The 21440-nt window shown below is 67.4% G+C and carries 14 protein-coding genes and 1 tRNA gene; 8 read left to right on the top strand and 7 right to left on the bottom strand.

Features of this window, described 5'->3' with window-relative positions; translation table 11 throughout:
- Positions 1-25 precede the first annotated feature (25 nt).
- The 5 genes from IFT82_RS01065 to IFT82_RS01085 all read left to right on the top strand — a co-directional run bounded on the left by IFT82_RS01065 (position 26) and on the right by IFT82_RS01085 (position 6901).
- Positions 26-340 (top strand): L-rhamnose mutarotase, encoded by a 315-nt coding sequence (locus tag IFT82_RS01065; RefSeq protein WP_192123545.1) that lies wholly within the window; start codon positions 26-28, stop codon positions 338-340.
- On the top strand, positions 340-3315 hold the full coding sequence (locus IFT82_RS01070) for a glycoside hydrolase family 35 protein (RefSeq protein ID WP_192124259.1): 2976 nt from the start codon (positions 340-342) through the stop codon (positions 3313-3315). The genes IFT82_RS01065 and IFT82_RS01070 overlap by 1 nt, the downstream gene beginning before the upstream one ends.
- Before the next feature lie 3 nt (positions 3316-3318).
- Positions 3319-4431: a beta-galactosidase BglB gene (bglB, locus tag IFT82_RS01075; RefSeq protein ID WP_192123547.1), complete on the top strand. Its 1113-nt coding sequence runs from the start codon at positions 3319-3321 to the stop codon at positions 4429-4431.
- 125 nt (positions 4432-4556) lie between these two features.
- Positions 4557-6089 carry an MFS transporter gene (locus tag IFT82_RS01080; protein ID WP_446740933.1) on the top strand — a complete coding sequence of 511 codons (1533 nt, stop codon included), beginning with the start codon at positions 4557-4559 and terminating at the stop codon, positions 6087-6089.
- Positions 6086-6901 carry an alpha/beta hydrolase gene (locus IFT82_RS01085; RefSeq protein ID WP_244646326.1) on the top strand — a complete coding sequence of 272 codons (816 nt, stop codon included), beginning with the start codon at positions 6086-6088 and terminating at the stop codon, positions 6899-6901. The genes IFT82_RS01080 and IFT82_RS01085 overlap by 4 nt, the downstream gene beginning before the upstream one ends.
- A 153-nt stretch (positions 6902-7054) precedes the next feature.
- On the opposite strand, the gene IFT82_RS01090 is transcribed toward IFT82_RS01085, so the two are convergent.
- From IFT82_RS01090 to IFT82_RS01105, 4 genes are all read right to left on the bottom strand, one after another.
- Complete coding sequence (locus IFT82_RS01090) at positions 7055-8641, bottom strand: alpha-N-arabinofuranosidase (protein WP_244646328.1); 1587 nt, start codon at positions 8639-8641, stop codon at positions 7055-7057.
- Positions 8642-8697: 56 nt separating this feature from the next.
- A complete protein-coding gene (locus tag IFT82_RS01095) occupies positions 8698-11442 on the bottom strand; it encodes an exo-rhamnogalacturonan lyase family protein (RefSeq protein ID WP_192123551.1) in 2745 nt (914 codons plus the stop codon).
- Between the two features lie 13 nt (positions 11443-11455).
- Positions 11456-12100 carry a DUF6250 domain-containing protein gene (locus IFT82_RS01100; RefSeq protein WP_199860269.1) on the bottom strand — a complete coding sequence of 215 codons (645 nt, stop codon included), beginning with the start codon at positions 12098-12100 and terminating at the stop codon, positions 11456-11458.
- 131 nt (positions 12101-12231) lie between these two features.
- Positions 12232-15501 (bottom strand): TonB-dependent receptor, encoded by a 3270-nt coding sequence (locus IFT82_RS01105; protein WP_192123555.1) that lies wholly within the window; start codon positions 15499-15501, stop codon positions 12232-12234.
- Positions 15502-15650: 149 nt separating this feature from the next.
- Here IFT82_RS01105 and IFT82_RS01110 point away from each other — a divergent pair, with 149 nt between their 5' ends.
- A complete protein-coding gene (locus IFT82_RS01110; RefSeq protein WP_244646329.1) occupies positions 15651-17525 on the top strand; it encodes a rhamnogalacturonan lyase in 1875 nt (624 codons plus the stop codon).
- Between the two features lie 33 nt (positions 17526-17558).
- Here the strand turns inward: IFT82_RS01110 and IFT82_RS01115 are convergent, their stop codons facing one another.
- Positions 17559-18326 carry an SDR family oxidoreductase gene (locus IFT82_RS01115; protein ID WP_192123558.1) on the bottom strand — a complete coding sequence of 256 codons (768 nt, stop codon included), beginning with the start codon at positions 18324-18326 and terminating at the stop codon, positions 17559-17561.
- A gap of 75 nt (positions 18327-18401) precedes the next feature.
- On the opposite strand from IFT82_RS01115, the gene IFT82_RS01120 reads away from it, so the two are divergent.
- Together IFT82_RS01120 and IFT82_RS01125 are read left to right on the top strand one after the other, a co-directional pair.
- Positions 18402-19154 (top strand): ATP-binding cassette domain-containing protein, encoded by a 753-nt coding sequence (locus IFT82_RS01120; protein ID WP_192124271.1) that lies wholly within the window; start codon positions 18402-18404, stop codon positions 19152-19154.
- On the top strand, positions 19151-20689 hold the full coding sequence (locus tag IFT82_RS01125; RefSeq protein ID WP_192123560.1) for an ABC transporter permease/substrate-binding protein: 1539 nt from the start codon (positions 19151-19153) through the stop codon (positions 20687-20689). Before IFT82_RS01120 ends, IFT82_RS01125 begins: the two co-directional genes overlap by 4 nt.
- A gap of 182 nt (positions 20690-20871) precedes the next feature.
- On the opposite strand, the gene IFT82_RS01130 is transcribed toward IFT82_RS01125, so the two are convergent.
- Both IFT82_RS01130 and IFT82_RS01135 read right to left on the bottom strand, forming a co-directional pair.
- Positions 20872-20946: transfer RNA gene (locus tag IFT82_RS01130), tRNA-Val, on the bottom strand.
- 52 nt (positions 20947-20998) lie between these two features.
- Complete coding sequence (locus IFT82_RS01135; RefSeq protein ID WP_192123567.1) at positions 20999-21271, bottom strand: HU family DNA-binding protein; 273 nt, start codon at positions 21269-21271, stop codon at positions 20999-21001.
- Positions 21272-21440: the final 169 nt, after the last annotated feature.

Raw genomic sequence — 21440 nt, forward strand, 5'->3', positions numbered from 1 at the left:
CATGATCGACGGACGGAGAGGTCCGATGTCTACCCACGCGTTTCGTATGCAGCTGAAGCCCGGCGTCATCGACGAATATCGTCGCCGTCACGACGAAATCTGGCCCGAACTGGCCGAGACGATCTCGGCCGCCGGCATCTACGATTATTCGATCTTCCTCGACGAGGAGACGCTGGCGCTGTTCGCAGTGCTGAAGCTGCGCGACGATAACACGCGCGACGCGTTGCCGCACCAGCCGGTGATGCGGCGCTGGTGGGATCATATGGCCGAACTGATGGTGGTGGAGCCGGACAACAAGCCCGTCGAATGGCCGCTCGTGCCGCTGTTCCACCTCGCCTGATGCGCCGCCTCGCCCTTCCCGTCGCGCTGCTCGCGTCGACCGCCGCCACCGCGCAGGTCGCGGCACCCGCACCGCGAACGACGGCCGCCGCCCAACCGCGCGTGGCGTTCGACGAACGGTCGTTCATCATCGACGGCAAGCCGACCTTGATCTGGTCCAGCGAGTTCCACCCGTTCCGCCTGCCCTCCCCCGATCTGTGGCGCGACATCCTGCAGAAGATGAAGGCGAGCGGGTTCAACGCGGTCGCGCTGTATTTCGACTGGGGATACCATAGCCCGAAACAGGGCGTGTACGACTTCACCGGCATCCGCGACATGGACCGGGTGCTGGATATGGCGAAGGAGGAAGGGCTCTACGTCATCACCCGCGCCGGGCCGTATGTGAATGCGGAACTGTCGCGCGGCGGCTTCCCCGGCTGGCTGGTCAACCAGCGCGGCCGCGCGCGCAGCGACGATCCCGAATATATGGCGGCGGCCGACGAATGGCTGACCCGGATCAACGCGATCATCGCGCGCCACCAGTTGAACGACGGGCGCGGCACCGTGATCCTGCACCAGATCGAGAACGAACTGGCGCTGACCACGCCGTCGCAGAGCCGCTACATGCAGCACCTGTACGACAAGGCGCGGGTGGACGGCATCACCGTGCCGATCTTCCACAACGATCAGGGCCGCAACGGCTATTGGGTGCCCAAGTCGTCCACCGTGCCGCTGACCGTGCCGGGGCCGCAGGAACTCTACGCGTTCGACGGCTATCCGGGCGCGACCTGCACCGTCCATAACAAGGTGACCAAGGGCGCCCCCGCCCCCGACTGGGGCCTGTACGGCGAGGGCGCGCGCGGCGGCGCCAGCGCCTCGCCCAAGACGCCGGGGTTCATCGCGGAATTCGGCGGTGGCTGGTTCGATTACTGGGGATCGAACGGCATGTACCCATGCAACGCGATCCAGCGCGGCGTCGGGTATCAGCGTGTCTTCTACGGCACCAACATCGCCAACGGCATCGCCGCGCAGAGTTTCTACATGGGCTATGGCGGCACCAGCTGGGGCTGGCTGCCCGCACCGGTGGTGTACACGTCCTACGATTACGGCTCGGCGATCTCCGAACCCCGCGTGCTGCGCGACAAGGCGCTGGAGCTGAAACAGCTCGGCCAGTTCGCCACCGGGGTGGCCGATCTGGCGAAGCTGGTGAAGGCACCACCCGTCACCGTCTCGGCCACGGACGTGCAGGTCTATCACGACCGCAATCCCGACACCGATACGCGGCTGCTGTTCGTGGCGCACAAGCCGTCGACCGCCGGCGGCGACAAGAGCTTCACGATCACCGCCGACCTGCCCGATGGCCGCTACAGCTTCGCCAGCGAACTGCACGGGCTGGACGCCAAGCTGCTGCTGGCGGGATATGATCTGGAACGGCAGCGGCTGGTCTATTCGACCTCCGAACTCCAGACCTCGCTGCGGCGGGGCGCGGAGGACATCGCGCTGTTCTATGGCCGGCCGGGCGAGAAGGGCGAAACCGTGCTGCGCTTCGCCGCCGCGCCGACAGTGACGGTGCTGGACGGCAACGTCGCCTCGACTTGGGATGCCGGCAAGCGCGACCTGAAGCTGACCTATGCGCATAACGGCCTCGCCCGCGTGCGGATCGAGGGGGGCAAGGCCACGCTGACGCTGCTGATCGGCGAGGTGAAGGAGGCGCAGCGCTTCTTCCGCCCCGATGCGGCGACGCTGGTGCGTGGTCCCAACCTCGTCCGTCATGCGACGCTGTCGGGCGGGACGCTGGCGCTGACCGGCGACACCACCGGGGGCGAGCCGCTGGAGGTGTGGACCGGTGCCGGCCGCGTGCGGTGGAACGGGCAATCGATCGCGACGACACGCAGCGCCAGCGGCAGCCTCGTCGCGCGCACCGCGCTGGCCGGCCCACGCGCGCTGACGCTGCCGGTGCTGACCAACTGGAAGAGCGCACCGGGGTCGCCGGAAACCGATCCCCGCTTCGACGACAGCGCGTGGGCGACGGCGGCGGGCGGGCGCAACGCCAGCACGATCCGGCCACCGACCGGGCAACCGAGCCTGTCGATGGACGGCTACGGTTTCCACGACGGCGACGTCTGGTATCGCGGCCGTTTCACCGGCTCGCCCGAGGCGAAGACGATCGCGCTGCATTATGGCGCGGGCGGCGCGGGGATGCTGCAATTGTGGCTGGACGGGAAACTGGTCGGCCAGCACGAACTGCCGAGCGGCCTGCCCCGGCCGATCACCACCGGCGTTGCGGAGTTCGCACTGCCGGCCGAGGCCAGCACGCCGGGCGAGCATGTGCTGTCGGTGATGGTCCGCAACAACGGCCATAACTGGGACCTCGATTCCGACGAGTTCCACAAGGAGGCGCGCGGGCTGATCTCCGTCTCGATCGCGCGGCCCGGCGGCATCAGCTTCGCGGTGCCGGTGGCGTGGAAGATTCAGGGCAAGCAGGGCGGCGAGGATCTGCCCGATCCGGTGCGCGGCCCCGCCAACAATGGCGGCCAATATGGCGAACGGATGGGCTGGCACCTGCCGGGCTTCGACGACGCCGGCTGGACCGCCGCGACCGTGCCGGCGCAGACACCGGTGCCCGGCACCCTCTGGTATCGCACCCGCTTCGACCTGAACGTGCCGAAGGGCGAGGATGCCACGATCGGCGTCCAGTTCGGCGATCCCGCCACCCCGCGTTCGCCGGGGCCGGGGCGTTACCGCGTGCTGGTCTTCGTCAACGGCTGGCAAATGGGGCAGTTCGCCGCCAATGTCGGCCCGCAGCGGACCTTTCCGGTGCCGGAGGGAATCCTGAACCATCGTGGCCGCAACACGCTCGCCCTCGCCGTCACCGGCGACGGTGCACCCGGCGCCGCGCTGGAACCGGTGACACTCGTCACCCTCCACCATGTTCGCGGCGGCGTGCCTGTCGGCACCGTCACCGCCCCCACCACCCTATCGACCCCCAAGGAGTAATTCGTGGCCGCCCTTACCCATCAGGTCCCGCGCAAGCAGGTGACCGACGCGATCGCATTGCTGATCGACAACCTCGTCAACATCAAGGACGAGACGGGCGAGTTCCTGTTGCGGCTGGAGGACGGCCGCGTCATCGACACCAAGGGGTGGAACGACTGGGAATGGACCCACGGCATCGGCCTGTTCGGCCTGTACCGCTATTACGAGCAGACCGGCGACCAACACGCGTTCGACGTGATGCTGAAATGGTTCGAGGACCGGTTCGCGGCGGGCACGCCGACCAAGAACATCAACACGATGTCGCCGTTCCTGACGCTGGCCTATCTGTACGAGCAGACCGGCGACCAGAGCTATATCCCCTATCTCGACACCTGGGCCGAATGGCTGATGGCCGATGACGGCCTGCCCAAGACCGAGGAGGGCGGCTTCCAGCACATCGTCTTCAACGACGAGAATCCGGGCGAACTGTGGGACGACACGCTGATGATGTCGGTGCTGCCGCTGGCCAAGATCGGCCTGCTGCTGGACCGGCCGCATTATGTGGAAGAGGCCAAGCGCCAGTTCCTGATCCACATCAAATACCTGTTCGATACGAAGACCGGGCTGTGGTTCCACGGCTGGGACTTTAACGAGCGGCACAATTTCGCCGGCGCGCTGTGGGCGCGGGGCAATTGCTGGGTCACGATCGCGATCCCCGAGATCATCGAGATGCTCGACCTGCAACCCGGCGACGCGTTCCGCACCTTCCTGATCGATACGCTGGCGGCGCAGGTGAAGACGCTGGCCAAGCATCAGGACGAAAGCGGCCTGTGGCACACGCTGATCGTCGATCCGACCAGCTATCTGGAAGCGTCGGCGACGGCGGGCTTCGCCTATGGCATCCTGAAGGCGGTGCGGAAGGGTTACCTGCCGCGCCATTACGAGGCGGTCGGGATCAAGGCGGTGCAGGCGGTGCTCGCCAATATCGACGACAAGGGCGAGTTGAAGCAGGTCAGCTTCGGCACCGCGATGGGCGACACGATGCAGTTCTACAAGGACATCGCCCTCACCTCGATGCCGTACGGCCAAAGCCTGGCGATCGTCGCGCTGGGCGAGTTCCTGCGCTCATATATCTGACCCTGTTGCCCCCCTCCCCTTCAGGGGAGGGGCTGGGGGTGGGGCCTTACCAAGAGCATCGCGCTTGCGGGAAGCGCCCCACCCCAACCCCTCCCCTGAAGGAGAGGGGCTTTTGAGGATACCGCATGGCCACCGATCCCATCGCCGCCGCCCCCATAATGCCGACCGCCCCCTCACGCCCGGTCAAGTGGTACAACCTGCTCGCCTATGGCTCGAACGACGTGCTGGGCGCAGGCTCGATGGCGGTCATCAGCACGTGGATCCTGATCTTCTACACCAGCTTCTGCGGGCTGTCGGCGGCGCAGGCGACGATCATCTTCGGCGTGGCGCGGGTGCTGGACGCGTTCACCAGCCCGATGATCGGGCATCTGTCAGACAATATCGGCCGGACGCGACTGGGCAAGAGGTTCGGGCGGCGCCGGTTCTTCATCCTCGCCGCGATCCCGCTGCTGCCGGCGTTCGCGATCATGTGGGTGTCGGGACAAAGCTTCTGGTATTATCTCGTCACTTACGTCCTGTTCGAGATGGTCTATGCGATGGAGATCATCCCGTACGAGACGCTCGCGTCCGAAATGGCGACCGATTACAAGACCAAGGCGAAGTTCGCCGGCGCACGCATCCTGTGCGGCCAGTGTTCCGCGATCGCCGCCGCGTTCCTGCCGGCATGGCTGATCGCGTATCTGGGGCCGGATTCGCCCGACACGTACCTGTATATGGGCATCATCTTCTCCATCCTGTTCATGGGGGCGGCGGGGCTGCTCTATGCGTTCAGCTGGGAACGCGCGCGGCCACCCGAGCTTGAGGCGGAAGAGGATGCGCGCGAGCGGCCGACGCTGGGCGCGTCGTTCCGGGCCTTGTACCGCAACCTGTTCTCGACGCTGCGCATCCGCGCGTTCCGCCTGCACCTGGGCATGTATCTGGGCGGGTACATCAGCCAGGACATCTACAACGCGGCCTTCACCTATTTCGTGATCTTCGCGCTGGCCGGATCGACCGCGATCGTCGGGCAACTGGTCGGCGTGACGTACATCGTGCAGTTGGTCGCGGTGGTGCTGGCGATCAACTTCGCGCTGCGGCTGTCGCCCGCGATGGCATACCGCTTCGCCGCGCTCAGCTTCGCGATCGGGGTGTTCATCTTCCTCGGCATGTACGGCGCGGGCTATACCGCCACCTCGTCGCTGTTCTGGCTGCCGGTGGTATTCGCCGGGCTGGGGCGCGGCGCGCTGAACTACATTCCGTGGGCGACGTACAACTACATGGCCGACGTCGACGAGATCGTGACCGGGCGCCGGCGCGAGGGTGCGTTCGCGGGGGTGATGACCTTCGTGCGCAAGATGAGCCAGGCGCTGGCCGTCATCCTCGTCGGACAGGTGATGCAGGCGTCGGGCTTCGTGTCGAAGGCGACGGTGCAAAGCCCGCAGGCGATCGCGGCGATCGTCGGCGTGCTGGGTCTGGGGACGGTCGCGATGCTGATCTTCGGCGTGATCGTGTCCACGCGGTTCCGGCTCGACCCGAAGACGCACGCGATCCTGCTGGACGAGATCGAACATCTCCGCGCTGGCCACCACACCCCCACCGACGAGCGTAACGCCCGCGTGGTCGAGGACCTGTCGGGCTGGCGCTACGACCAGCTCTGGGGCCGGAACCCGGTGGCATGAGCGGGCCGATGTTCGGGCCAATGTTCGGGGCGGACAGCGCGACGGCGTTGTGGGACGACGAACCGGTCGAGGGCGCGTTCACGCTGTCCGACGAGGGCGTAGTGACGGCGGTGGCGCGGCCATGGCTGTTCGGCTTTGCGGGCGGCGCGATGGATGCCCCGGCAATGCTGGTGCTGGCCGGCGGCGGCTATACGCAACTGATGGTCGAGCGGGAGGGCATCGCGGTGGCGCGGTGGCTGAACACGCTCGGCATCCACGCCTATGTGCTGGTCCATCGTTTCCCGACCAGCGATACCGGGCCGCTGGCCTCGCGCGCCGATGCGATCCGGGCGATGGCGATGATCCGGGCGGCGGGGCATGGCACCGTCGGCGTGGTGGGGCTGTCGTCGGGCGGGCACCTCGCGGCGTGTCTGTTGGCGGAGGGCGCGGAGGTGGCACGGCCGGACGTGGCGGTGATCGGCTATGCGCCGATCTCGACCAACGCGGCGGGGCGCACCATCGTCGCCGACAAGCCGCCGCTGCCGCCGGCCGAGAAACAGGCGATGTACGATCTGCTGCAACCCGATGCGCAACTGGCGGATGCGCCGCCGCCGACGTTCATCGTCTATGCCGGCAACGACCCCGTCGTGCCGGTGGCGAACGCATACCGGCTGAAGGACGCGATCGTGGCCAAGGGCGGCGCGCCGGACCTGCACGTCTTCGCCGACGCACCACACGGGTTCGCGCTGGACACGCCCGACCTGCCGGTCAGCCTGTGGCCGCTGCTGTGCGCAGCGTGGTTGCGCCAGACGGGGTTCGCACCGGGCGGTTGATTGCGGCGGCCCCGGCCCGGCTGCCATTATTCGTCATGGCGAGCGAAGCGAAGCCATCCAGAAGCCGCGCGCGTGACGCGCTGGATGGCTTCGCCGCGCTCGCCATGACGGCGGGTAGAAAAGCCCCTCCCCGTATGGAGAGGGGCTTGAAGGTCAGCGCAGTTCCAGCACCACCACCGATTTCGCCGGCAGCGTCACCGACAGCGTACCGCCGGCCACCTGCGCGCCGGTGAAGGCGACCGGCGTCACCGCCTCCGCCTTTCCGAAGTCGTTGTAGGAACCGATCGTCGCGGCGGTCAGCACGCGTCCCGTCGCGGTCGTCGCGGTGATACCGTCGAGCGTCAGCGAGACGCTGGCGGCGCGGTTCGGATCGACGTTGGTCAGCGCGACGCGCACCACCCCGTCGGTGCCGCGCGCGGCGGTCGTGCTGACCGACGGCATCACCCACTGTTCCTTGTTGTACCAGGGTGATTTCAGCTCGACCGGCAGGAAGGTCGCGTCCTGGAAGCCCTTGTACATCTCGAACACGTGATAGGTCGGGGTCAGCACCATCTGCCCGTCCTTCGTCAGGATCATCGCCTGCAGCACGTTCACCATCTGCGCGATGTTGGTCATCCGCACCCGATCGGCATGGCGGGTGAAGATGTTGATGTTCAGCGCCGTGACGATCGCGTCGCGCATCGTGTTCTGCTGATACAGGAAGCCGGGATTGGTGTTGGGCTCGACGTCGTACCACGTACCCCATTCGTCGACCGCCATGTTCACGCGCTTCTTCGGATCATATTTGTCCATGATCGCGCCGTGCCTGGTGATCAGTTCCTCCATCTTCAGCGTCTTCGAGAGGGTGCGGGCATATTCCTCCTCGTCGAACTGCGTCGCGGACCCCTTCTTCCCCCAGGTGCCGGGGACGGTGTAGTAATGCACGCCGATGCCGTCGATGCGGTCGCCCGCCTCGCGCATCATCACCTCGGTCCAGTTATAGTCGTCCGAATTCGCGCCGCTGGCGATCCGCAGCGTCTTCGTACCCTCGGGCACCTTGATGAAGGTGCCGTAGCGGCGGGTCAGGTCGGCGGCATATTCCGGCCGCATGTTGCCGCCGCAGCCCCACAATTCGTTGCCGATGCCGAACATCGGCAGTTTCCACGGCTGCTTGCGCCCGTTCTTCGCGCGTTCGTCGGCCAGCGTGCCGGCGGGCGACGTGATGTATTCGACCCACTCCGCCATCTCGGCGGGCGTGCCGTTGCCGACATTGCCCGACACATAGGCTTCCGCGCCCAGCAATTCGGCGAAGTCCATGAATTCGTGCGTGCCGAACGCGTTCGACTCGGTCACGCCGCCCCAATGGGTGTTGATCTTGACCGGGCGCTTGTTCCGCGCGCCGATCCCCTCCCGCCAGTGATATTCGTCGGCGAAGCAGCCGCCCGGCCAGCGGACCACCGGCACCTTCAGCGCGCGCAGGGCGGCGATCACGTCGTTGCGATAGCCGCGCGTGTTGGGGATCTTCGATCCCGGCCCCACCCAGATGCCGCCATAGATGCCATAGCCCAGATGCTCGGCGAACTGGCTGAAGATGCGCCGGTCGATCGTCGCGCCGGGCGCCCCCGCCTTCACCGTGCCGGTCGCGGTGACCGTCGACGTCGCCGTCGCCGCAGCCGGTGCGGCCTGCTGCGCGGTCGCGGCGGCGGGCGTCAGCATCATCGCTGCCGACGCCAGCACCGCTCCAAGGAATCCAGCCTTCATACATCCTCCCAGATTTTATCTGGTCCGAGTAATGCACCACGCCGCCGGCGTAAAGGTCAGGACACCTGTTGCGACTTGTTCTTTTCCGACCAGGGCGGAATCGTGCCGCGATCGATCGCCTCCGGCACCAGCGCCAGCAACTGGATCGCCGCCAGCCCCCATTGCGAGGCGGCGTTGGTCGATACGCCGGGCCATTCGACCACGGACGCACCCGATACATCCTTAATGGTGCGGCGCGGGTCGGTGGACCATGTTCCCAGCCCCGCCTCTCCCGAGAAGAACTCGGTCGCGGCGCGATCCGCCAGCGCGGTATCGTGTTCGGCATGGGCGGCCCAGGCGGTCAGCCGCGAATGGCCTTCGCGCAGGTTGCGGGGGCCGGCGGGGGGGCCGAACTTCGCGACGAAATCGGCGCGCGGCGCATTGTACCAGCGGCAATAGTCGAGCCACGCGGCCTTGTAGCGCGGCACGTCGATCAGCTGGATCATCTCCGCATTGATCTCGACCGCGCCGAACACGGCGGACAGATGCGACAGCCGGATCTTCGCGCCGGGATCGAGATAGCGTCCGCTCTTCAGCTCGAACGGCGCGCTACCGGTCAGCCAGCCGCGCGCCATGCGCCCGATGCTGTCCATCCCCGCCGCGATCCGATCACGCCATTTCGGGTCACCGGTCCGTTCCCACTCGGTCAGCCACGCGCCGCACAATGCGGTCCAGCTGGGGCCGAAGCCCATCTCCACCGTGCCCGGCGGCGTCGGCGCGGGCGGGCCGGAGGGGACCTTGCGCCCGATTTCCACCGTGGTCAGCGCCTGGTCGCTGACCAGGAATTCGCGCAACAGGTCGCCGGTGCGCTCGTCGGCGGTCAGGTAATAGAAATGGCGGCGATAGATCGCGTTGGCGACGCGCGGCTGTTTCGAACTGTCGGCGAAATGCTGGATGCCGTGGCGCGTGCCCAGCCCCATGAACCGGCCGAGGTGATAGCTGTCGACCTCGCCCGTGTGCCGCGTCATCGCCTCCGCCAGCCGGAACGCCTGCGCCTTGCCGGTGCGCAGCGCCGCGTACCACAGCCACAGATCGGGCGAGAGTTCGCTGTTCGCCCAGGCGAAACCGCCGATATCGTACTTCCACTGGTGCCGGTCGGCGTCATAGCTGTGCATCACGTCGCCGTGGTTCCAGAACCCGTACCAGTTGCGCCGTTCGACCTCGCCCGCGTAGAAATCGATCAGGCGATTCATCTGGTCCTCGACCGCGGCGCGGTTGGCGGTGGAGCGGTCGGGCAGGCCCCAGTCGCCCAGCACCTGCGCGGCATGCAGGCTGGCCGGGTCCGCCATCAGTTGCGGCGGGGTGGCGTTCGCCGTCGCCATCGCCGCCAGCGTCGCGGTCGGCGGGGTGGCGGGCAGTGCCCACAACGTCAGTTCGCTGGTGCGCGCGATGCCGGTCGCACTGTCCCAGCCGGGCTCGTAATCCTCATAGGTGATGTCCAGCCCCTCGTTCTGCGCGGGGAAACCCTCCATCCCCATCACGCCGCGATAGGGGCGCAGGTCCATCGCCGGTGCCTGCGGCGACCACAGCCACGCCGTCAGCGTCGCGGTATCGGTGGCGGCGTCGCGGATGTGGAGCGCGCTGGGGTGGCGCTCCCAGAAAAACCGCTGCGCGATCGCGACGCCGCCGTCCGGACCACCGACATAGGCGAGGCCGGGCGCGCGGGCGCCTTGCGCGGAATCGATCCAGGCATGGCCCTCCCCCGTCCGCTTGACGATGGTATAGCCATGCGCGGTCGGCTGTTCGAGCGACACGTCGCCCCAGGTGGGGATGCGCTCCAGCCGGTCGCGCACCGTCTTCGCCATCTGGTCGAGCGGCGGCACCGCCCGCCCCTCGATCTGCGCGGCGCGGAACGCAGGCCCGGGATCGCGGCGCAGGCCGGTGAGCGGCCGCACCGCCTCGACGAACATCGGCCCGTCCGCCGCCATACGCAGGTGGCGATCGTGCATCGCGCCACGCATCGGCACGCCGGCGCGGATACCGATCGCCGACAGGAAATCCTTCGCCGGATCGCCGTCATAGACGAAGCTGTGGACGATGCGCAGGTGGTTGCCGCCCGCATAGGCATAGAGCCGGACGGTGAAGGGCAGCCAGCCGCGCGGCCCCGCCCGGTGCATCCCCTCCACCTTGATGCACGCGCGGACAGGGCCACGCTGTTCGATCGTCACCCGCTCGATCCGGCCGGTGAAATCGACCGGTGCGCCCTCGATCGACGGCCGCACCGCGCCGACCAGCGTCACCGGCCCCAGCACTGGCCGGTCGCCATGCCGCGCGCCCCGGATCAGCACGTCGCCGCTGCGCGCGACCTCCCACGTCACCGGTCCCTGCCGGATCAGGATGGCATCGCCACGTTCCTCCACCCGCACCGCGCCGGTCGGCAGGGCCGCGCGGCCGGGCGCAACGGTCAGGCCCCCGGTAGTCAGGGCCCCGGTCGCGGTGCCGGGGGGGATGGCATGCGCGGTCCACTTGATCGATCCGTCGGGCCAGGTCGCGGTGGTCCATGCCTGCGATGGCACCGCCGTGCCGCCCGCGCTGACCGACAGCGCGGTACCCTTGCGCAGCCGCCCGCGCGGCCAGGCGACGCCCACCGTCTGGCCCAGATGCAGCGGCGGCGCGGTGCCGTCGATCCAGCGCAGCGGCACCGGCGTGGCGGGCGGTCCCTTCGCCAGCGCCGCGCCGACGCCCGGCGCGATGCCGGATGCGGTGGTGGCGATGCCGCCGAACAGCGCGGCCTTCACCGCATCGCGTCGGGAAATGGTCATGGGGATCGGTCCTTCAGGGATGCGTGATGCGGACGCGCCGGATGCGCAGATGGCTGGCGGTGGTGCGCAGCCCGAACCAGCCCCGGGCATAGGGCGCGGCATCGGTCAGCGTGAACAGCGTCGCGCCGTCCCGCTCCACCGCGATCCGCGATCCGTCCGCGATCAGGCGGATGCGCGTCCAGCGGTTGGGCACCAGCAAGGCGGGTGCATCGGCACGGTCATGCTGGGGCAGCAGCGGCCGGTCGCCGGGCCGGCCGACATAGCGACGCATCCGCGTCGACGTGTTCCGGTTGCCGCCGATGCCGACATAATAGGTCAGGAGCGTGTCATACGCCTCGAACTTGCCCGAGCGCCGCCCGACCGGCGAGCCGCCGGGCGCTCCCGGATCGGTCGCCATCCAGAAGGCGTTGAGGTCGCTGACGTGATCGTTTGCGCCGCTCGCCTGCACCGCCATCGCCTCGAACGCGATCGTCGCGGGGCCGGTGATCGCGCGGGGATACCAGAGGGTCAGGCCACCGGGCGTATCGATGTCGATCACCCGCCCGTCGCCCCGCACCCGCGCGGCGGGACTTTCCGCCTCGACCCGCCACGCCGACACCCGCATCGCCGGATCGCGGCCGGCAACCGGCGACGGCACGACGACCGCGAGCGCGCACAAAAATGCCCCGGCACGAACGGATCGCACCGGGGCAGAGCGACCGTCGCTCGCACGACGACCGCGGGGGAACGAGGGGGCAGAGGGACGGATGAACGACCAGAACCAGCCTGACGACAACCCCGCCCCCCGCATCACAGCTTCAACTGCGCGCCCAGGAAGAAGCGGCGACCGGGATAGAACGCCTCAACGGTACGAAGCCGATCGATATAGGTCTGGGTGAATTCCTTGGTCAGGTTCAGCGCCTCGCCGAACACGCTGAACTGAGGACTGATCCGGAACAGCACCTTGGCGTCGACGAACGCCTCTGCCTTGCGGAAGATCGGGTTGTTGGCATCGGTGCCGCTTGCGGCCGTCTGCAACCAACGACTGCGCTTGTTGTAGCTGATACGCGCATTCAACCAGTCCTTATCGTAGAACGCGCTGGCGTTGTACGTGTATTTCGAGAGGCCCGGATAGAAAGGTAGCGATTCTTGAGTCGCGAGATTAACAAGTCCCGAATTGAGTGCACGGGCATAAGTAAAGTTACCCGACGCACCGAAGCCGCTGAAAAAGCCCGGCAAGAATGTGAACGCAGTTTGCGCGCTAACTTCCACGCCGTCCAGCTTGGCCCCGAAGCCATTGATCGGCTGCACCACCGTGAAGCTGCCGCCGTCACCAAACAGATCGACGCCAATTCTGGTCTGTCCGTTCAAGATAAAGCTTTTCACGTCTTTTTTGAAGTAACCGATGCTGATAAGGGTGTCCTGATTGGGATACCAAGCGACATTCAGATCGTAAGAGTCGGCGCGATACGGCTGAAGTGCCGGATTGCCAGCCGTACACGTGTCTTCTCCAGCGATCGCACCATCAAGATCGAAGTTGCAGGTGACGGTCGCTGCCAACCGATCTGGCTGCGGTCGCGCCAGGTTCTTGGCAAACGTTGCGCGCACGAACAGATTGTTGAATACCTCAAGATTGAGGTTCAGTGCCGGCAACCAGTCGTCATAGCTGTTTTTGACCGTAACCTGCTCGACCGAAATAAGCGTGTTGACCGTCTGGAGCGGAACGCCGTTAACGCCCGTTCCCGGCACGATACGGATTTCCTGCCGACGGTTGCTGCCGGTGGAATCATCTTCCGTGCGGACGTAACGATAACCGGCATTCCCGGTCAGACGCATCCCGAACAATTCCTGTTCGAAATTGAACTTGAGATATCCGGCATAGATGCTTTCATCGACAATTCGGTTCGGAATCTGCGACTGACCGTCCGCAAAACGGATACGACTGCGATTGAAATTGGACAGATCGTAAAAACGCGACAGCGTTGCGAAATCGAATTGCGGGATGGCCAGTTGGCGCGGCGCGGTATCAGGAATACCTGACAGTCCCTCGTAGATCGGCGCACCGCCAAGGACACCACCTGTCTCGCGGATGAATTGCGCATAACGGTCTGGCGAAAAATAATAGGTGTTGGGTGCGGCACCAGCAGCCGGTGGGCTTCCGATAACCGTCGTATAGCTGACATTGTTACCGTACTGAAACACTGCAGGCGTCGTACCAGATGCGGGACGCAGGATACGGGAACCACCCGACAGATACTCGTACGTCTCCTGCTTACGATATTGCCCGCCAAACTCGATCCTGCGCAGTGGTCCCAGTTCTACCTCATAGTCGAAATCGATCTTTGCCTGATCCTCCGAGCTACCGTTCTCGCTTGGACGATACTGAACGCTGGGGCCAAATTGCGTCAATGCAACGCCGTTCGCACCGACGCGAGGCCGGGCATAGGTATCCGAGTCAGCAGGATCAAAACCAGCCGGGAAGACGATGAACGGAGCACCAAGGTCGTTACGGCGATCAACTGTGGCACCACTCACGCCCGTGCTGATCGATACAAGATTGGAATCGCTTTTTCGATCCGCCTTGGCACGCGATGCCAAACCAACGACCGAAAGCCTACCGAGCTCCCATGTGAAGCCCGTCTGCAAATAGAGGCTGGTTTCCGGATAGCGGAAATCCCGCCGCTGGATGCCAAGATTGTTAGTAGCCCCACCGAACACTGGAGCAGCGGCCGTGCCGAGATTGATTTGGTTGGCTTGGGTTTGCCAACTGGTGACGACATGATCTTCCGCCGTGAAAGTACCGGCCGTTATCCGCGGTCGCGAGGTTCCGCCGGCCGCATTCGCGGCCAGTGCGGGATCGAAATTAAAGCGCTGAAAATTGCTGTTGTCGAGAAAGAAGTTGGCATCGCGCAATTGCTGGTCGCGCCGGGTATATGTCGCTTGGCCCCAGACGGTCAGGTTGTCAGCAAGCCGCAGTTGCGCCTGAAAATCGGCGCTCAGGCGATTGTCATCGATGGTACGCGAACGGGTGCGGACACTGTTCGGGGTCCAGTCGAAGAACTGCGTTTCGCAGGCCAGCCGATTTGTTGTCGCAACTGCCGCCGTCGCGCCAGTCACCCCGGCGCAGCTTTCGTAGGTATTGAACGCGGCATAGGCCGGGTTTGCGAGCGTCTTATCAGTCGATCGATCGAAATCCGCCTGACGCGCCCAGTTGGTGTTACTAATGTAATCCTGCCGCAGCTTGACCTTGTAATAGGTGACGTTGGCCAGCACGCCCAGCCGGCCGCCGAACAGATCGGAACGACCCGCAAGGAAATTGAAACGCGGCCCCCATTTGCGCGCCAGATCGAGCCGCTGCGCCTCGCCCTTGATGCTGAAGATCGGCGCCTTCAACTCCAATGGACGACGCGTCTCGATGCTGATCGTACCGCCGATGCCGCCCTCGGTCAGGTCGACGGTGTAACCCTTGTACACATCGATCGACTTGACCAGTTCCGATGCCAGTTCACGGAAATCACCGGCGCGGCTGCCGCCGGCGCTCTGCTGGCTGACGCCGTTGATCTCGACGCGGTTCAGATCGGGCTCGATGCCGCGAATCGACACCGCCGTACCTTCGCCGAAATCGCGGCTCAACTGGATGCCAGTGACGCGGGCGAGCGATTCGCCGACGTTCTTGTCCGGGAAGCTGGCGATGTCGTCCGCCACGATCGAATCGACCACGGTGCCGGCGTTCTTTTTGCGCGCGATCGCCGATTGCAGCGAGGCGCGGGTGCCGGTGACGATGATGTCTTCGGGGTTCGTGTTCTCCGGCGTGTCGGGTGTCGCCGGGTCCTGCACGGTGGTGACGGCTTCGGGCGCGGGATCGACCGCCTGGCTGCCGGTGGTATCGGTCGGCGTCTGCGCGGCGGAGGCGGGCGTGCCGGTCTGGGCGATCGCGGCGGGGGCAACGGCCATGCCCGTCACCAGCGCGATCATCGACGTGGCGCCGCGGATCGCGATAGCCCGGTTACGAAACGTCTTCACCCTGAACCTCCCCAGTATTCCATCCCTGACGACGCCGTCGGCCGGCGTCGCGAGCATTTTTCATGCCTTGTGCTTCGCCATATCCCAGATGGGACAGGATGCAAGCCTATTTTCAACATATCGAAAATGTGCCCATATGTTAGGACAAGGATGAGGATGATTCGATGCGAAGCCCGACGTTCACGGCCATGATCCTGGCTGGCACGATGATGATTCCGGCCGTCTCGCCGGCAGCGCCCACCCGACAGATCGAGCGGCTGGACCGGGGGCTGGTCGCGGTGCCGGCCGATGGCGGCGGCAATCACGTGCAGTGGCGGCTGCTGGCGACCGATCCCGCCGCGACGCGCTTTCACCTGTATCGCGACGGACGCCGGCTGACCACGATCGATCGCGGCGGCGCCACCAGCGTGCATGACAAAACCGGCACCGCGACCTCGCGCTACGCGATCGAGGCGGTCGGCCGGGGTGGCCGGTCGGCGGCGGTGCCGGTGTGGGGGGCGGGGTACCTCCCCATCCCGCTCGACGTGCCGGCGGAACGCACCACGCCGACCGGCGAACGCTATGGCTATACCGCCAACGATGCCAGCGTCGGCGATCTCGACGGCGACGGCCGGTACGAGATCGTGGTCAAATGGTATCCGACGATCGCCAAGGACAACGCCTTTCCCGGCTATACCGGCGAGACGCTGATCGATGCCTATACGCTGGACGGCAAGCGCCTGTGGCGGATCGATCTGGGGCGCAACATCCGCTCGGGCGCGCACTACACGCAGTTCCTGGTCTACGACTTCGATGGCGACGGCCGGGCGGAGGTGATGATGAAGACCGCCGACGGCACGGTCGACGGCACCGGCCGCGTGGTCGGCGATGCGGCGGCGGACTGGCGCAGCACGCCGGCGGACGGCGAGGTCGACCAGCGCGACCGCACCGGTGCCAAGACGCTACCCGACGGCCGCCGCGTCGCGCCGCTGGTCGGTCGCATCCTGAAGGGGCCGGAATTCGTGACGGTGTTCGACGGTCGCACCGGTGCCGCGCTCGCCACCGCGCCCTATGCGCCGCCGCGCGACGCCGCCTCGCTCACGCCGACCACCGCGGCGTTGGCGGCGACGTGGGGCGATGGCTATGGCAACCGGTCCGACCGGTATCTGGCGGGGGTCGCCTATCTCGACGGCAGCCGGCCCAGCGCGGTGTTCGGGCGCGGTTACTATGCGCGCTCGGCGGTGGCGGCGTGGAACTGGCGCGGCGGCAAGCTGGTGCAGCGGTGGATGTTCGATTCCGCCGCGCCGGGCAACGCCGCCTATGCCAGCCAGGGCAATCACCAATTGTCGGTCGCCGATGTCGACGGCGACGGGCGTGACGAGGTGATCTACGGATCGATGGCGATCGACGACAATGGTCGCGGCCTGTGGAGCAGCGGCCTGGGCCATGGCGACGCGATGCACGTCTCCGATCTCGACCCCGCCCATCCGGGACTGGAGAAGTTCGGCGTGCACGAAAACGTGCGCGGCAATGGCGGCATCGGCGCGGCGATGCTCGATGCCCGCACCGGCCGGGTGCTGTGGACCAAGCCTGCCGATACCGACACCGGTCGCGGGCTCGCCGCCGATATCGATCCGCGCCATCCCGGTGCGGAAACCTGGGCGTCCAATGCCCCCGACCTGTTCGACGTGCATGGCCAGCCGATTCCCGGCGGCCGCCCCCGCGCGGCGAACTTCGCGATCTGGTGGGACGGCGATGCTCAGCGCGAACTGCTCGACGGCAACCGCATCGACAAATGGGACTGGCAGGCGGGGCGCGAGCGTCCGCTGCTGATCGCCGACGGCACCGAGTCGAACAACGGCACCAAGAAGAACCCCGCCCTCAGCGCCGATATCCTGGGCGACTGGCGCGAGGAACTGCTGGTGCGCAGCGCCGACAGTCGCGAACTGCGCATCTATGCCACGCCGTTTCCGACGACGTACCGGCTGGCGACGCTGATGCACGATCCGGTCTATCGGCTGGGCGTGGCGTGGCAGAACACCGCCTACAACCAGCCTCCGCACACCAGCTTCGATCTGGCGAGGCGGCTGACGGGGAAATAGGCGCCCCCTCGCCCTGAACAGAACGGCCCGCCGCTACCGCCCGGCCCTCAGCTTCGCGCGCAGGCGGCCGGGCAGCCAGCGCGCGGCGAAGGCGAGGCGGCGGGCGGTGGGGCCGATCGGCCAGAGCAGCCGGTCGCCATGCACCGCCGCCCATGCCGCCTCCGCCACCCGCTCCACGGCGGTGAACTCCAGCCCGGCGGCGACCACGCCGTCGCGGGCGCTGCGGTTGGACCCGGCCAGCGTCGCGTCCAGCAGCGGCGTGTCGATGAAGCCCGGCATCAGCGCGCGCACCTTGATCGCGTCGGGTGCCCATTCCGCGTCCAGCGCCTCGGTCAGCCCGCGCACCGCGCATTTGGTCGCGGCATAGGTGGCGAGACCGGGCGAGCCATAGATGCCCGCCGCCGACGCGGTGTTGAGCAGGCACGATCCCGGCCTCGCCTTCAGATACGGATAGGCCAGCCGCGCGCCGTCGATCATCGCGGTCAGGTTGATCGCGATCACCCGGTCGATTGCCGCGCCCGTCATTGCCGCCAGCGGGCCGCCCGCCGCGATCCCGGCATTGTTGAACAGCACGTCGAACCCGCCGTCCCGCCCGAAATCCGCCAGCATCCTCGCCCACGCATCGCGGTCGCACACGTCCATCGCATAGGTTGCCGCCCCCGCCGGCAGCAGCGCCGCCGTCGCCGCCAGCCGGTCCGCGTCGATATCGGCCAGCCCGATCCGCCAGCCGCGCGCGGCGAACAGTTGCGCCGTCGCCCGGCCGATGCCGGAGCCGCCGCCGGTAATCAGGATCGCGCGCATCCGTCCCCTCTCCCTTGTTGCTTGTCGCACCGGCTTCCCCCATCGTCGCGCCGGATGCAATCGCCCCCTTCCCCCATGGTGCCGCCCGCGATCCGCTGGGACCAGGTAGAGCGGCGGTACGGCACGGTCATGGCGGTCGATGGCGTGACGCTGGCGATCGACACGGGCGCGTTCGTCGCGCTGGTCGGCGCGTCGGGATCGGGCAAGTCGACGTTGCTCCGGATGGTCAACCGGCTGGTGCCGCCCAGTGCCGGCCGCGTGCTGGTGGACGGCACGGATGTCGCCGCCGGTCCCGCCCCGGCGCTGCGGCGACGGATCGGTTATGTATTCCAGCATATCGGCCTGTTCCCGCACATGACCGTGGGGGAGAACATCGCGATTGGGCCGAGGCTGGCGGGCGATCCGCCCGCCGATGTCGGACGGCTGCTCGATCTGGTCGAGCTGCCACGCGCCGTGGCGACGCGGATGCCCGCCGAACTGTCGGGCGGCCAGCGCCAGCGGGTCGGCATCGCCCGCGCGCTGGCGCCGGGTGCGAAGCTGCTGCTGCTGGACGAGGCGTTCGGCGCGCTCGATCCCGTCACGCGCGACGCGCTGGGCCGGCGACTGCGCGCATTGCACGACGAACTGGGGCTGACGACGGTGCTGGTGACGCACGACATGGCGGAGGCGCTGCTGCTGGCGACCCGCGTGGTGGTGATGGCGGCGGGGCGGATCGTCGCGGACGAGACGCCGGGGGCGTTGCTGGCCGGTACGGGCGGGGATGCGGCACAGGCGCTGGTCGGCGTGCCGCGCGCGCAGGCCGCACGGCTGGCGGCACTGGCCTCATGAACGCCTTTCTCGACGCGCTGGGCCGGGTGCCGCCGTTGCTGGCGCAGCATGTGCTGCTGGCGATGGCGGCGCTGGCGCTGGCGGTGGCGATCGCCGCGCCGCTGGCGATCGTGTCGGCGCGGCGGCCACGCGTGGCGCGGATCGCGCTGGGGTTCGCCAGCCTGATCCAGACCATTCCGTCGCTGGCGCTGCTGGCGCTGTTCTTTCCCGCATTGCTCAGCCTGTCGGCACTGGTCGGGGGCGGCATCCCCGCGCTCGGCTTCCTGCCGTCGCTGCTGGCGCTGACGCTCTATGCCCTGCTGCCGCTGCTGCGCAACGCGGTGGCGGGGCTGAACGGGATCGACCCGGCGGTGGTCGAGGCGGCGGACGCGGTGGGGATGACGCCGTGGCAGAAGCTGCGGCTGGTGGAGGCGCCGCTGGCCGCGCCGGTCGCCATCGCCGGGCTGCGGACGGCGGCGGTGTGGACGATCGGCGCGGCGACACTGTCGACCACGGTCGGCCAGCCCAGTCTCGGCGACCTGATCTTCGCCGGGTTGCAGACGCAAAGCTGGGCGCTGGTGCTGGCCGGCTGCGTCGCCGCCGCCGCGCTGGCGCTGGCGGTGGATGCCGGCATCGGGCTGGTCGAACGCGGCATCGCCACCCGCCGCCGCCCGGTCTGGCTGGGCGCGCTGGTGGCACTAGGGATCGGGCTGATCGCCGCCACCGCCCCGGCCTGGCCACGCGGCGGCGACGGCCCGGTGGTGGTGGTCGGCGCGAAGAATTTCGGCGAGCAGTATATCCTCGCCCGGCTGATCGGGCAGCGGCTGGAACGCGCCGGCTACCGCGTCGAATATCGCGACGGGTTGGGTTCGGCGGTGATCTTCGGCGCGGTGGCGAGCGGGACGATCGACGTCTATGTCGATTATGCCGGCACGATCTGGAGCAACGAGATGCACCGGCGCGACGTGCCGGCCCGCCCCGCGATGCTCGCCGCTATCGCCGATTGGGCGCGAACGACGCACCGGGTGCGGCTGCTGGCGCCGCTGGGGTTCGAGAATGCCTATGCCTTCGCGATGCCGGAACACGTCGCGGCGCAGCGGCGGATCGCGACGCTGGACGATCTCGCCGCGCAATCGCCGCGCCTGCGGCTGGGCAGCGATCTGGAATTCCTCGAACGCCCCGAATGGGCGGCGGTGCGGCGCGCCTATCCGATGCGGTTCGCGGCGACCACGCCGTACAGCCCGACGTTCATGTATCGCGCGCTGGGCAGCGGGCGGGTGGATGCGATCACCGCCTTCTCCTCCGACGGGCGGATCGCGGCGGAGCGGCTGCGCGTGCTGGCCGATCCACGCCGGGCGATACCGGGATACGATGCGATCCTGCTGCTCGCACCCGACCGGGCGGCCGACGCCCGCTTCACCGCCGCGCTGCGACCGCTGGCGGGGAAGATCGACGTGGCGACGATGCGGCAGGCGAATTACCGGGTAGACCGCGATGCGGACAAGGAAACGCCGGAACAGGCGGCGACCTGGCTGGCGAAGCAACTGGGGTTGTAGGCCCCTATCCCACCATCCGTCATGGCGAGCACAGCCAAGCAATCCAGGGCGGCACATGCGGCGCTGGATTGCTTCGCTGCGCTCGCAATGACGGTGGGAATGGGAACGAACACCACCCCCCGAACGCGACACGGCCCGCATATCCGGCATGGATACGCGGGCCGTGTCGTGGCTGCCGAGGATGGTGGGCGCGACAGGGATTGAACCTGTGACCCCACCCGTGTGAAGGGTGTGCTCTACCGCTGAGCTACGCGCCCATCCTCGTGCGGAGGGAGGCCATTAGTCGGCCGCCCCGCGCCTGTCCAGCCGTTAGTTGACCGAATCCTTCAGGATCTTGCCCGCCTTGAACTTGGGCTGGGTCGATGCCTTGATCGTCATCGGTTCGCCGGTGCGCGGATTGCGCCCCGCCGACGCCTTGCGCCGCGAGACGGAAAAGGTGCCGAACCCGACCAGACGCACCTCCTCTCCCTTCTTGAGAGTGACGGAGATGGTGTCGAACACCGCCTCCACCGCTTTCACCGCATCGCTGCGCGCCAGTCCCGAATGATCGGCCACCGTCGCGATCAGCTCCTGCTTGTTCATGGACGAACCCCCTTCACGAATCATGGTCCACGCGCAGCCCGGGCCACGCGCATGAGCCCCTCAATAGCAGGCGCGGCCCCGATGAAGTCAACCGACCAGGGCGATCGTCGCGACGAACGGCAGGACGACCCACCGGATCGTTCCGCCGCCCGTCGCGCCGATCATCACC

It is taken from the genome of Sphingomonas sp. CFBP 8760, from assembly GCF_014841615.1.
GTDB lineage: Bacteria > Pseudomonadota > Alphaproteobacteria > Sphingomonadales > Sphingomonadaceae > Sphingomonas.

Coding starts and splice junctions, on each gene's coding strand:
- IFT82_RS01065 (WP_192123545.1), top strand. CDS start 26: ATGTCTACCCACGCGTTTCGTATGCAGCTGAAGCCCGGCGTCATCGAC.
- IFT82_RS01070 (WP_192124259.1), top strand. CDS start 340: ATGCGCCGCCTCGCCCTTCCCGTCGCGCTGCTCGCGTCGACCGCCGCC.
- IFT82_RS01080 (WP_446740933.1), top strand. CDS start 4,557: ATGGCCACCGATCCCATCGCCGCCGCCCCCATAATGCCGACCGCCCCC.
- IFT82_RS01085 (WP_244646326.1), top strand. CDS start 6,086: ATGAGCGGGCCGATGTTCGGGCCAATGTTCGGGGCGGACAGCGCGACG.
- IFT82_RS01090 (WP_244646328.1), bottom strand. CDS start 8,641: ATGAAGGCTGGATTCCTTGGAGCGGTGCTGGCGTCGGCAGCGATGATG.
- IFT82_RS01095 (WP_192123551.1), bottom strand. CDS start 11,442: ATGACCATTTCCCGACGCGATGCGGTGAAGGCCGCGCTGTTCGGCGGC.
- IFT82_RS01105 (WP_192123555.1), bottom strand. CDS start 15,501: ATGCTCGCGACGCCGGCCGACGGCGTCGTCAGGGATGGAATACTGGGG.
- IFT82_RS01110 (WP_244646329.1), top strand. CDS start 15,651: ATGATGATTCCGGCCGTCTCGCCGGCAGCGCCCACCCGACAGATCGAG.
- IFT82_RS01115 (WP_192123558.1), bottom strand. CDS start 18,326: ATGCGCGCGATCCTGATTACCGGCGGCGGCTCCGGCATCGGCCGGGCG.
- IFT82_RS01120 (WP_192124271.1), top strand. CDS start 18,402: ATGGTGCCGCCCGCGATCCGCTGGGACCAGGTAGAGCGGCGGTACGGC.
- IFT82_RS01125 (WP_192123560.1), top strand. CDS start 19,151: ATGAACGCCTTTCTCGACGCGCTGGGCCGGGTGCCGCCGTTGCTGGCG.
- IFT82_RS01135 (WP_192123567.1), bottom strand. CDS start 21,271: ATGAACAAGCAGGAGCTGATCGCGACGGTGGCCGATCATTCGGGACTG.